General features: G+C 44.8%; 10 protein-coding genes. 1 reads left to right on the top strand and 9 read right to left on the bottom strand.

Translation table 11 applies throughout. The annotated features are described in order from the left end of the window. Positions 1–66: 66 nt before the first annotated feature. The 6 genes from rlmN to PDUR_RS29910 form a co-directional block, all read right to left on the bottom strand. Positions 67–1,134, bottom strand: a complete 1,068-nt coding sequence (gene rlmN / locus PDUR_RS20320) for a dual-specificity RNA methyltransferase RlmN (RefSeq protein ID WP_042207948.1) — start codon at positions 1,132–1,134, stop codon at positions 67–69. 187 nt (positions 1,135–1,321) lie between these two features. After that, positions 1,322–3,694 carry an S-layer homology domain-containing protein gene (locus tag PDUR_RS20325; RefSeq protein ID WP_042207949.1) on the bottom strand — a complete coding sequence of 791 codons (2,373 nt, stop codon included), beginning with the start codon at positions 3,692–3,694 and terminating at the stop codon, positions 1,322–1,324. A 168-nt stretch (positions 3,695–3,862) separates the two neighbouring features. Further along, positions 3,863–4,618 carry an ABC transporter permease gene (locus PDUR_RS20330; protein ID WP_042207950.1) on the bottom strand — a complete coding sequence of 252 codons (756 nt, stop codon included), beginning with the start codon at positions 4,616–4,618 and terminating at the stop codon, positions 3,863–3,865. Then, positions 4,612–5,385 (bottom strand): ABC transporter ATP-binding protein, encoded by a 774-nt coding sequence (locus PDUR_RS20335; RefSeq protein WP_052410316.1) that lies wholly within the window; start codon positions 5,383–5,385, stop codon positions 4,612–4,614. Before PDUR_RS20335 ends, PDUR_RS20330 begins: the two co-directional genes overlap by 7 nt. Continuing rightward, positions 5,369–6,352 carry an ABC transporter substrate-binding protein gene (locus PDUR_RS20340; protein WP_042207951.1) on the bottom strand — a complete coding sequence of 328 codons (984 nt, stop codon included), beginning with the start codon at positions 6,350–6,352 and terminating at the stop codon, positions 5,369–5,371. The genes PDUR_RS20335 and PDUR_RS20340 overlap by 17 nt, the downstream gene beginning before the upstream one ends. A gap of 513 nt (positions 6,353–6,865) precedes the next feature. Then, complete coding sequence (locus PDUR_RS29910) at positions 6,866–9,415, bottom strand: AAA family ATPase (protein ID WP_042207952.1); 2,550 nt, start codon at positions 9,413–9,415, stop codon at positions 6,866–6,868. A 215-nt stretch (positions 9,416–9,630) separates the two neighbouring features. Here PDUR_RS29910 and PDUR_RS20350 point away from each other — a divergent pair, with 215 nt between their 5' ends. Then, entirely contained in the window at positions 9,631–9,891 is a 261-nt protein-coding gene (locus PDUR_RS20350; protein WP_042207953.1) for a hypothetical protein, read from the top strand. A gap of 1,080 nt (positions 9,892–10,971) precedes the next feature. On the opposite strand, the gene PDUR_RS20355 is transcribed toward PDUR_RS20350, so the two are convergent. The 3 genes from PDUR_RS20355 to PDUR_RS20365 all read right to left on the bottom strand — a co-directional run bounded on the left by PDUR_RS20355 (position 10,972) and on the right by PDUR_RS20365 (position 13,120). Beyond that, positions 10,972–11,985: a zinc-dependent alcohol dehydrogenase family protein gene (locus PDUR_RS20355; protein ID WP_042207954.1), complete on the bottom strand. Its 1,014-nt coding sequence runs from the start codon at positions 11,983–11,985 to the stop codon at positions 10,972–10,974. Positions 11,986–12,170: 185 nt separating this feature from the next. Then, positions 12,171–12,674 (bottom strand): PTS sugar transporter subunit IIA, encoded by a 504-nt coding sequence (locus tag PDUR_RS20360; protein WP_042207955.1) that lies wholly within the window; start codon positions 12,672–12,674, stop codon positions 12,171–12,173. A gap of 158 nt (positions 12,675–12,832) precedes the next feature. After that, positions 12,833–13,120 (bottom strand): SIS domain-containing protein, encoded by a 288-nt coding sequence (locus tag PDUR_RS20365; protein ID WP_081949602.1) that lies wholly within the window; start codon positions 13,118–13,120, stop codon positions 12,833–12,835. Positions 13,121–13,135 lie beyond the last annotated feature (15 nt).

The following is a 13,135-nucleotide window of genomic DNA, read 5'->3' on the forward strand; positions in this document are numbered from 1 at the left end:
TTGAAGATGTAAGGTAGGTGTGATATATACGTAAGTTATTTCAACTTGCCGACCCCACAATAACCATTATCCCAGTGCCGATGCCTTAATCTGCTTGCTGCGCAGTTGTCCACAGGCTGCATCAATGTCCGTTCCCTGCTCCAGACGGGTGCTGACGCTCACACCTTGTTTTTTTAGCGTATCGAAGAAAGCCCGAACTGTCTCCCGGTCACTGCGCTGATACTGGCTGTGCTCATCAACCGGGTTATAAGGAATTAGGTTCACGTTGACGAGCGGGCCATAACCGGCAATCAGCTTCGCCAGCTCAAGAGCATGTTCCTGCTGGTCGTTCACATCCCGGAGCAAAATATATTCCAGCGTCGTTCTCCGCTTCGTCTTCTCCAAATAGTAGTCAATCGCATGCATCAGTTTCTCGATCGGAATGGCGCGATTGATCTTCATGATGCGGCTACGAAGCTCATTATTCGGCGCATGCAGGGAAATGGCCAGATTCACCTGAAGGTTGCGGTCGGCAAATTCAATGATTTTGTCCGCAAGGCCGCTGGTCGAGACGGTGATATGTCGTCCGGCGATGTTCAGCCCCTTCTGATGCTTGATAATCAGCAGAAAATCTACCATATTCTCAAAGTTGTCAAACGGCTCGCCGATGCCCATGACGACAATGTGGCTTACCGCTTCACCTTTCCCCATACGGTCCAAATCCATCTGCACCTGCATAATCTGCTCCACAATCTCCCCGGAAGACAAGTCCCGGCTCTTGGACAACAGCCCGCTTGCACAGAAGCTGCACCCGATATTGCAGCCGACCTGAGTCGTTACGCAAACGGCCAGCCCGTATTTTTGCCGCATCAATACCGTCTCGATCAAATTTCCGTCCGGCAGCCGGAACAGAAATTTCACCGTGCCGTCTATCGACTCCTGCTTTATGTGCTCGGTCAAGGTCCGGATGGAAAAATGCTCGTCCAGCTGCTGCAAGGCGTCCTGATGCACATCCTCCATTTGCGAAAAATCCGTTACCCGCTTTATATACAGCCAATCCCACACCTGCAGAGCCCGGAATTTACGGTGTCCGCGCTCCAGCAGCCATGCCGCCAACTGATCAAAGGTCAATCCATAGATGGAAGTTTTGCTCATTATTTATCCTCTTTTCAAGGCTTCCGCAAGCCTGTCATTCAAGAATGCAGCTGTCTAAACTGCAATCGTATCTTATTGTCCCAAATTTTTTTAATTAAAACAAGAGGATTCTTATAGAAAAAAAGCCGTCCGGCGAAGGCGAATTCCCTCCGTTGAACGGCTTAAAGCTTTCCGCTTGCTGAATTAATTAGTACCTAGACTGTCCGATAGCCTGGTCCGTCTTGCCCTGGAGTTCCACCAGCTTCAGCATTACCGTAGCCGCCTCGGCCTTGGTTACGGTGTCAGCCGGATTAAATTTGCCGTTCTCTCCTTGAAGAAGTCCAAGCTTCACAGCGACCGCAACTTCGCCCTTGCGGGTGATCGAGGCGGCGTCCCCAAATTGGGCCAAGACCGGATCAGCCTGCAAGAAGGCGGAAATCTTGTTGTATTTGACAATGGAAGTCAAGAGGACCGCAAATCCCTCACGTGTCAGCTTGGCGTCCGGTTGGAACGTGCTGGCCGGATCGATCCACTGGTTCTGCACAGCGTAGGATACCGCATTATAATACGGACTTTCCGGACTGACGCCGGCGACCGGCTTAGGTTCGGTTCCGTTATTATAACCCCCAAAATAAGGCGCAACCGCCTTGGATATCCAAGTCAGCCAGTCTCCTGCGGTAATCTCGGAATCGGGATTCACTTTGCCATCCTGATCCGGTATCAGAATATTGTATTTCACCAATGTGGACAGCGCCTGCTCGGCCGCGTGTCCTTGAATGTCGGAAGCAGAGGCTGCTTTCTTCAATTTTCCGGGCATCTCATACTGAGCGGTCAGTTTGCCGGTAACCGCGTCAATGACTTCCGGGGCGTTGGCAGGATCTCCCAGTACGGGCGAATATACAAGCTTGATCTTCGGCTTGGTGTAACCGGCAACGGTGTAGCCTCCAAAGCTTCCATACTGCAGCTTCACCTTATAGCGGTCAAAGATCTGAGCCCTTGCCTCTGCCTTCGTAACCTTCACTGCGGACAGATCGACCCCTGCTTTCCCAAGATCCGATGTCCGAGGAAAGTTATAGGTCTTCAGTGCGCCGGTGTGGTCGAGCACAAGCATCAGACCGCCATCGCTAACCGGAACCCCTTTATAGAAGCGCAGGAATTGGAAGCTGAAGCCAGCGCCTTCGCCGGCGGTATTTTCCCGCTCGACCAGCTTCAGATTGCTGGCAGCATCGGGATACAGGAGGTTAATCAAGGCGAGCGCCTTTTTCTTGGCCTGCTGCAGTGTGGCGTTAACTTCATTGCTCTTCGGCTTGTTCGCTTCCTGGGCTTCAGGAGGGACTGGATATTGATTTTCGTTAAAACTCAGAATTTGCCCGGTAACGGCGTCAATTTCGGCGTAAGTTTGGGAGGGGAAACCGGTTTTGAGAGACTCGCTGTCCAGCCAGCTCAGCCTCCAAACCTTCCTTCCGGTGTCCGCGTAATCGCTGCCCAGCGAACTGGATGTCAGCTTTTTCGCCGCGGGAATGGAGACGATCTGCTTCACCCGCTTAGCCGCTTCATCGCTCGTCATTTCTGTGGCGGTGGTTCTGGGGGTAAAGCGGCTTGCAGCCTGCGGAACATCGCTGTATACGGAGGCTGTGACTGTACTTTCCGCGCCAAAGGTATCCAGACGTTTTCCTGTTAGGGCATCGATAGTATACAGCGCGCGCTCGGTCGGCCGCCAGCCCAAGATCCAGCTGTTGCCGCTGCCATTCTTGAAGATAGGAATATAAACGAGTTCCACGTCAAACTGGTCGCTGAATGTCCGCTCCGCCTTAGCCTGCGGAATCGACGCAGCAGCCGCCGGGTAGTTCCAATGCTCCGGCGATTTGTTGAACTGCCTTACACTGCCGTCCGCAGCTACGACCACAGAAACATTTTCAAGCGGGGAAGTGATGCCGTTCTTTATAACACTAAAAGTAAATCCGTATTGTACGGGGCCGAAAAGTGCGGGATTACTCAAATAATCATTGCCATCCTGCAGCTCCAAATCGTTAATCGAAAGAGAGGGGGCCGCTTTGGCGATAAAAGCTTTGGCTTTCTCCAGTGCCTGTTCCCTAGTGATCTCGGGCGGATAATAACTCTGGTTCTGCTGCCGGTCCGGAAAATAGAGATATGTACTGATCAGATCTCCATTAACGGCATCCACCTGGCTGCTAATGCCATATCCGCTATTGCCCTTCTGGTAACTCCATTGAATGTTCCATATCATCTGATTGGATGGTACGGGATACATATTGTTAATACCCAGTTCCACACTCGTTACTTCCGCATCAGCCAAAATGGGAAACAACTCTTTTAGCTTGGAGATCGCCTGCTCTTTCGTAAACTTGGCCTTGGCAGGGTCTGCATCAGCTGCCTTCGCAGATTCGGCGTTCTGGGATTTGTCCGCAGCCACCTTGTAAGAAACGGGGACGGCTGCGGCGGTACCGGAAGAAGAAGCCGCAGCGGCCAATCCTGCCGGCATCGCAAGAGTAAATGCCACCATTCCGGTTAATGCGGATTTTACCGTGAAGCCTGGTGTACGGATATGCTTTTTCCTCAAAATCTCATCCTCCTTTTTTCAATTCTTAGTAATTATAAAGATATCTTCATTTATTTTCCATATAAAATATCTCTCATTCACAAAAAAACCTTCTATCGCCGCCATGGGGCAAAAGAAGGCTTTTTGAAGATCATGTAATTCACAAAGTACGGCGGCCGTGGATCGAAATCAGGACCTGCGCCATTTCATAAAGATACGATCCAGCACATCAACCAGCAGAAAAAGAATAAAACCAACAAGACTGAACAGCAGTATTCCCGCATACATTCCAGGGTAGTCCAAACGCTGCCATGAATCCATAATGAAAAAGCCCATTCCATGCTCAGTTCCGTAAATCTCGGTAAAAAACAGCACAGAAATGGCGGTGCCGAGTGAAATACGGACCGTGCTGAGGATGACCGACAGCGCCCCAGGCAGCGTCACATGCCAAAATTTATGCAGCGCGGTTGCTCCGATGCTGGACAGTACCTCGTAGGCGCTGCCCGGGATCGCCTTTACACCGTCGCGTACGGAGATAATGATCTGAAAGATCAGAATCAGCATAATCATTAGTATTTTGGAGATTTCCCCTAGTCCGAAAAACAGCATGACGACGGGCAGCAGGGCGATTTTGGGCACGGGATACGTCAGATAGACGACGGGGTCGAGCAGTCTGTTCCAGAACACCGAACGCCCCATGAGAAGGCCGATCAGCAGGCCGAGCAGAAGCGCCAGCAGCATTCCGGCAAATACGCGGTACAGGCTGTATCCGATATTCAGCCAGGTCTCCGTGAACCCAAGCTGAAACAAGGATGCGTAAACCGCAAAGGGACTCGGCAGAATCGGCATGTTGATGAGCAGAGCCGTGGCATACCAGACTGCATTGATCCCCAAGAATACAAACAATAGCCGTAAAATATAATGATAGCGCGTTGTTTTTACCATTTCTCCTGCATTACCTTTCTGATCAGCTTGGTCTGCTCGAAGAACTCCGTACTGCTTCGTTTATCTTCATGCTTTAATGAAAAAACGGGGTTGTCGATAATATCAAGCTCCCGGCCGCCAGGCGCCATAATGACAATTCTCTCCCCCAGCAGGATCGCTTCCTCCACATCATGAGTCACAAATAAAGCGGTGACCGGATGCGTTCGCCAGTTCTCAAGAAACAGCCGCTGCAGCGTCTCGCGGGTCACCGCATCGAGCGCGGAGAATGGCTCGTCCAGCAGCATAATTTCCGGAAGCAGCGCGAACGCCCTGGCAACCGCTACCCGCTGCTGCTGTCCTCCGCTGAGCGAGAGAGGATACCGTCCGGCCAAATCGGCGATGCCCATGGCTTCCAGCCAGCGGCGGATTCGTTCCTCCCGCTCCTCCTTCCGCTCCCTTCCGGGAAGGGTGACCGCAAGAGCCGTGCGGAGATTGGCCGTCACGTTCTTCCAGGGCAGCAGACCGTAGGTTTGCGGCACAAGCCCGATGAGGGGATCCCGGCCGTGCGCTGCCTGTCCATTATATATAATGTCTCCCGTGTACCAGGGAAGGAGGCCGGCAATGGCCCGGAGCAGCGTCGACTTGCCGCAGCCCGACGGACCGATCAGTGTGTAGATGCCATGCTCCGGTATGTGCAGCGAGGCCGGCCCAAAGGCCGGCGTCCCTTCTTTGTAGCTTATGGTCAGCCCGTTTATGCGAAGTCCGTCTTTATTACTTGAACTGGACATTTGAGATCACATCCTCCGGAGACAGGTCCTTGGTCAGGAGCCCCTTCTCCTTCGCCCAGGCAAAAGCCGCCGCGACCTGCTCCTTGTCTACTTGGGACGCCGGAACATAATCGGGTACCTGGATTTGGCTCTTCAGCGTCTCGGGGTAACCCACCGCTTTAATAATCGTGTCAACGTATTCACTCTGATCATGGGATTTCATATAGGCTACCGCGTCGTCATAGGCTGCGTACATCGCTTGAATGGCCTTAGGTTTGGCGTCGATCGCGCTCTGCGGGATGGCAAGCACGAACGGTTGGATTCCGGCCGAGCGTGTAGAACCGAGTATCCGCAGGCCGGAGGCTTTGCCCATTGTCACGAACGGCTCAGGCAGAACAGCCGCGTCCGCCTTGCTATTTTTCAGGAGCTCCAATCTTGTCGGAATTTGCGGTACCTCGGTTACTGTAATGTCCTGTTCGCTCAGACCCGCCTGTTTCAGCATGGTGGCGACGGTGTACTCGGTGGAGGTGTTTTTGGACAAAATGACCGTCTTGCCCTTCAGGTCCTTGACCTCCTTGATGCCGTCATTTCCAGTCAGCAGATCGAACTCACCGAAGGTGGCGCTGACGATCTTCACATCCAGTCCGGCGTTATTGTAAATGGCAACCGCAACCAGGTCCGCGCTGAATCCCTCCAGCTTTCCCGCCTGAAATGCCGCGTCGCGGTCCTTGGCGCTTTTGAAGGTCTGAATGTCGAGATTTACCCCGCGTTTGCGGTCGAAACCCTGCTCATGGGCGATAATAAAAGGGATAGCGTCGATCGAAGGCAGCATGCCCAAAGAAAACGAAGGGATCTCACCTGCCGTTCCCGTATTTTCCGCGCTCGGCGAGTTTTTCCTATTGGAAGAACCGCAGCCTGCAGCCAATGCAGCGAGCAGTGTTATTAACAGCAGCAGCAATATTTTGTTCAATGTTCCGTTCTTCTTCATGAATCTGGGAATCCTCCGTATCGTTGATATAGGCCCTTCCGCGCACCGGCATTAAGTAGAATTTAACAAATAATGGATGCTCACTACTTATGTATCAGAGCGGGAAGACGCAAATAATGCAATTTTACAACTGCTGCCTGATTTTGTATACTCCTTGGCTTTAAAAGATCGCTCCCTCAGCAGTACGTTTAATATCCGCCGACATTTACGTCAATCTATCTGCAACCCCATGTTTTACCGGCGAAAATATGTTCGATACCTGAGGTGAAAATGTAAGCAAATAATCGTTCCGCATCATTCCTTGCAGCACCTTTGCAAAGACGTGAATGATGAAATCCCCTTTCCTCAGAACAAAAAACCTTCCCCCGGCCATTTGGCCAAAAGAAGGCTTAACGCATAGTCACAGGACCCGTCTATATCCTTCATCTCCCCAAGCTCGATCAGCCAAGGCAGCCGCTACGAACGGCTTTTTACGTTCAATTTTTGCATAACGTTTGAGATGTGGTTTGTAATTCAAGCTAATTTTTTGTTTATTTCTTTTATAATCGGACTCATGTAACCTTTCATTTGTTTAAACTGCTTCATTTGGTTTCTTACCGTCCCTTTGGGAATATCGTTTTTCATAAATTGAATAAAAAGGCTCATAAGTGATAGTTCATTCACCTTATTTTTACTAGTTTCGTCAGAACAGTTTTTGAAATAGGAATATGCAGAGTTAATGCACTTTAAAGCTTTGTTTAAGTAACTAATATCTCCCTTTTCCAAATAAGCATTACAGCAAGCTTGCGAAAGAAAAAAATAGGTATTAGCATTATTTTCACTGAATTCTGTCTCTCTGTTATTATAAAAATCTGATGCCATTTCTAAATATTTCACTGCTTCAAAGTTGTTTTTGTAATCAACTAAACAAAATATACCGTATAGCATCAATAAAGCTGGGAAACTAGCTGTATTAATTATATTTCTATAATCTCCTGTGTATATAACAATATAAGCTTCCTCATATGCTTCTTTCATTTGTTGAATTAGTTCTTTTCTCAATTCAGCATTTCTAAGTCCAAATAAAAACAATTTTAAAACTCTTGCTTTCTGAAAACTTACATATGGATGTCCGCTTCTATTAGATAGTTTTGAAAAGGCATCTTTTACTTCTGATAACAAATCATTTTTAAATGCAATGTCATTATTGTGTATCTTACTTAAACGTTTTGAATAATCATCATAAAGTTTATATGCTTGTGCAATAATAATTGATTCAGAATTTGCATATGGTTGCCAATCGTCGATAATATTCCTTAATTTAGGATTATTCGATGTATCTTCTTCTAACCTTTTAAGAGCAAGCTCCTTATCCTGTCGATAATCTTGAATTTTATTTAATAGATCTCTTAAGTGTTGATTATCAGGAACAAGTTTTAAAGAAATAAATTTTGTAGCCATTTCGTTTAATTCATACATTCCACGTACTTTATTGACTATAAATTTTCTAACAAACAAAGATAATATTTCTTCTAAATCTGTTATTTTAGCTTCGGTGAAGTCGAATAGGATATTAATGTCTACAGGATCCCTATATAATAACATGATATTTAATATTTTTCGGATATAAGGAAATGACTTTTCATTTTCAGCAATAATTCCATCGAACATATGTTTATACATGAACTCTGCTATTTGCTCTACATCCCTATTTCGAAGAGGACGAAGATTATCTAATGAGCTTTTCAAATCCATAATTCCATCAAAAATTCGATCTAGACTAATTGTAATTACAAGTGTATTTCCACATGATAGGGACAAAAACTCTTTCAATTCATCATTTGTGTAAATTAATGAAAAATCATTCAATGTACAGTATTCTTCTATAAACTGAATACCAATATCAACTTCTTTAAAACCTTTAATTTCTATTCTTTTGTCTGCAATATCTTCATCCTGTCTTGAAGTCAAAAGAAATTGGATATTGTTAGGGCATCCGTCTGATATGAATTTTTCAAGTTTTGCTCTTTCAGTACCTTTAATATTTTCATAGTTGTCTATTACAATCAGACCTTGATTACAGTTTTCAAAATAATTAAGCAACTGTTCTTCAGAACTGGTATCTAATTGTAAGATTTTACACATCATTTCAACAAGGTCTTCAAATGTTTGGTATTGCGGCTTGAATTCTCGGATTTTAATCATTCCAACCCTATCAAAAATTAATTCTTCATTTTTGGAGGACGCCCAGATAATAAAGTCCATTTTTATTTCCGATTCAAGAACTTTTTTCATAATTCGATTACAAAATTCTCGTGCTAACGAGGTTTTCCCAACTCCTCCATAACCATGAAGCACTACGCTACTAGATCTTCTTTTATTAGTAATTAATAACTTCTCTAGATGTGCCAACTCCGTCTCTCTCATTAATAATTCTTCATGATTCTGATTTATTTGAAGCAAATTATTAAAAATAGGAGTTTTTTTCTTGATCTTATGTAAAAATTCAGATATGTTCTTTTTTATACTTTCTACCTCTACATACCAAAAATACTCACTTCGAATAACAGATGTACTTATTAGTACAAATTGCGTTATTTGGTGTGCTTCCTCGATTAAAATTCTTTTAGAAGCCGGGTGTGATCCACCGTTTCTTATTTTTAGGTATAAACTTAAAAAATCTTCAAATTCTGATCCAAATTGGGTTGTTAGTTCACTAAATAGTGGGGCATTTAACAAGAACATCAAATCCAATATCCCTGACAAGTAAGGAACATCACTATCTTCGTAATGATTTTGCATTTTAAAGCACGTTAATGTGAAATTTAAAGCATCATAAAGTTTTTCAAGTTTTTCATCTTTTTCTAATGCCACTAATTTCGAATAATATTTCTGAAACAAAAAGGGCTTAATACCTATTTGAGATGAGTCAAATCTAATTTTCAATTCACTTATTACTGTTGAAAAACTATTATAATTTGTGTATTTATCACACACCTTTTCAGCAATATAGCTTCTTAAGCCTACTTCATATTTTTTTAAAATTCCATCTAACTCAAGATACTCTGAGCCAGTAAGATACATTTTAACGCCCCTCTCTAAACTTTATAAGTCTTAAGGTTGAATTTTACGTACTACACCAATACTCAAAAACCAAGTACTTACAGTTCATTTGCTCTATTAATAAAAGGACTTTATGACTAGAGTGTACCATAAAATAACAATCTACTCACCCAACTCTTTGTCTCTTCTTTGATTATGATAAAATGAATAAACCAGACAAACGTGAGGTGAAGCCGATGAAATGGGAAGAGATTGCCGAAACACTTCCAGGTCGTTTTGTTTTGGTCGAAGCGATTAAAGCCAGCTCAAACAATGGAGTTCGCTGTCTTAAAGATATGGCGGTTATTAAGGAATATGACAATCCTCAGCAAGCTTGGGATGGGTATAAACATTTTCACAAGCTGTATCCAACTCGTGAATTATATGTCTTCCATACCAGTCAAACCGATGTGGAAGTCGTTGAGGAATTCTTCTCGGGGGTACGGCAGCGTTCATGATGATTTCAAATTCTAAATGGTCTGCCCAACGTCTCTATGACATTGAAACATCATCAGCAATCCATTCATTTATCGAACATTCTGTTCGACACAGGGTGTGCAGCAACTGTATTTAATACGGATTTACTTTCCCAAATTGGCATTCACATTGATTTTATTAACGGTAAAGCCAAAAGAATGTATGGCGTTGGCGGAACAAGCGAACTATGTTACGAATAAGTGATTCCTAATCTGGAAATTGACAATATTAACTTGGCATCCTTTCCTATTCAGTTAGGCTCTATTCAAGAACCGTATGGCTTCGATGGCTTACTGGGTATTGATTTTATGCTAAGAGAAAAATTGAAAGTGGATTTTGAATTCATGCAGATATGTTATCCGAACTCTACTTCAAAATAACTCCAGGGAGGTGGCATACATGCTTCATAATATAAATCTGATTCCCATCATGCTCTGCCCGTAGGAAAACCCTTGGCATCTCTTGCGGGCTGAGCCTTTGCCCAAGGGAGCGTGATGGTAGTGAAGCCTTATCGAAAAAATCGGAATCAAGCCTATGTCAGACACCACAGAAAGCGGGTTATTCAGCGTAAGAAACGCCTTGCAAAACAATGGGGATGGGTCGTCAAATTTATCGGTATATTCGCCAAAGGTAAAATCCATTGTTCCTGCTGGATGTGCAACGAGAAGACAAAGCGTCTCGGTTACCCCAAATCGGAGTTAGCAAGAATATCTAGCTGTCAGGAGCAGCTTCTGTATTATGATTTCTAAACTTCACCTTATCAAAGGAGGCGATTGCCCGTTCATGCGGCAAACGCTTGTTTTTTACTATTGATGCGGACCCGCTCGAACTTTCCCCTTTGTATAGGCCGATCTCCTTCACTTTCTCGCAACAAAAAACCTCCCCCGGCCCATTCGGCCAAAGAAGGCTTAACGCATAATCACAGGCTCAGTCTATATTTTCAGCTCCCAAGCTTGATCAGCCAAGGCAGCCGCTTGCGAACGGCCTTTTACATTCAGTTTGTGCATAACGTTGGAGATGTGGCTTTCGAAAACCCTTGGATGACTGTGGAATCGCGCATATTATGTAGAGTGAGTGACTACACCTTTCGCTACATTCATTTGCGGATATTTCCCCATCACTTCCGGAATGTCATCTAGTGCGAAATAATGGCTGATTAATGGCTCAATCCGTACTATGTTTTGCCGAATGAAAGAAATCGCTTCCTCATGTGTGTAAGGATTAATAAAGGATCCCTTTATGCTTAGTTCTTTTGAAAAAATGGTAAATGGCGAAACATTAATCAGAGTGTCTGGCGAGGGTACACCGAACAGAAGGATTTGACCTCCTTTTCGAGCTGCTTGGATTGCAAGCTCCATTGATTCTTTGCGTCCCACGCATTCGATTACTACATCTGCAATATTCATCAAATGTTGTACCGTTTCTGGACTCGTTGGCTGCACGACCTCGTTCGCCCCCAGTTCAAGAAGCCGCTCGTATTTCTCCACCGCAGGTTCGCTAACAATAATTTTTGCCGCTCCTTGTTTTTTTACAAGCTGGAGGAACAATTGGCCGATGAAGCCGCCACCGATAATGAGTACCGTATGAACCGGGCGAACATCGATTTTCTTCAATCCGTGTAAGACACAACCGACTGGCTCTACCATCGCACCTTCTACATAGCTCATCTCATTCGGGATACGGTAAGCGTTTACCGCAGGAACAATGCAATATTCCGCCATGCCTCCGTCTCGCGTCACGCCGATGGCTTGAAGGTGATCGCACAAGTGAGGCCGGCCGCTCCGGCAATATTCACATTCGCCGCAATAAATATTCGGATCTATCGATACTCTGTCTCCTAGCTTCAAGTTCGAAACCCCAGACCCCAACTCTATCACTTCGCCTGCCAGTTCATGACCGAGCACAATCGGCGGGTCGACCGCAGCAGATCCGGGGTGGCCATGGTAAATATGCTGATCCGTACCACAAATGCCGCAACTTTCAACCCGGATTCGCACCTCATGCGGTTCGAGATCCTTCGTTTTCCAATCTAACACTTCCATTTGATGCTTTCCTTTGAAGACCGCTGCTCTCATGATTTCCATCTCCCAGTTATTAAGCTGATTTTTACTCAGGCCTTGCCCATTCAACAGATGCAAACTATTAAATCTGACTGGTACATTTATTGTTAGCGGTTGCATAAAAACTTCGTATAAAAACACTTATTTTCTAAAGGTCCTCGTCCAAAGTGCAATATACTCGAGATCTTCATTGCATGTCCTCATATTGTATAGTAACAGCGTCCTTTTTCCTTTGCTGCTGCTTTGCCGGTCTTGTAACTGAAGCGCTTTCCGTTCAGTTCGATAAAAATAACCGAAACAGCAACAGACGGCACTTTGTCCTTGATTTGTTCGAGATTAACCTTCAGGACCAAGTCCCCCGCTTTAACTGCGCTTCCTTCCTGTACATAAACATCAAAGCCTTCTCCTTTTAGCTTAACCGTATCCACGCCAAAATGGATTAAAAATTCAATCCCAGAATTGCTTTTAATGGAAAAAGCATGCTTGCTGGGAACCACTGTCGTAACGACTCCATCCACCGGTGAGAAGACTTCTCCATCCTCAGGCTGAATAGCAAATCCGTCCCCCATCATCCGCTGGGAAAACGCTTCGTCCGGTACGTGGCTCAAATCAATGATTTCCCCGGAAATAGGAACAATAAAGCCATCTTCCTGCTGCTGTTCCGGTTTATCTTGAAATATAAGCGCTTTAATTTTATTAAACATGAGAAATACCTCCAAATGTTTTATAGCGAAGCTGCTTAATCTATAAACCGATATTATATTAAAGCGTTTACTTGTGTAAACATTTTCACAACGCAAAAAAACGTGTACTTTAGAAAAGTAACACGTTTTCAAAATAAGGGTATGTTGTGCTCAACATATCAATTTTTAATGGAGTCTTCCTTTATTCTCTCCAAATATTCACCAATCAAAAACTCAAATAACATCAGTACATTCGGATAGAAGGAAGAGGCTGACTTATTGCGGTCATCCATCGCATCCATATCAACTATTTTCAAGCTTATATCCGCCAGTTTGGATAAGGAATTTTCCGAGTCTCCTGTAAAGGAGATGATCTTAATTCCATTTTTCTTTGCGGAATTCGACATTTTGAGCAAAGAATCCGTTTCTCCGGATTTGGAAACATTAATAAACAATTTTTCCTGAATAAGGTTTACATCATA

It is taken from the genome of Paenibacillus durus, assembly GCF_000756615.1.
GTDB lineage: Bacteria > Bacillota > Bacilli > Paenibacillales > Paenibacillaceae > Paenibacillus_AQ > Paenibacillus_AQ durus.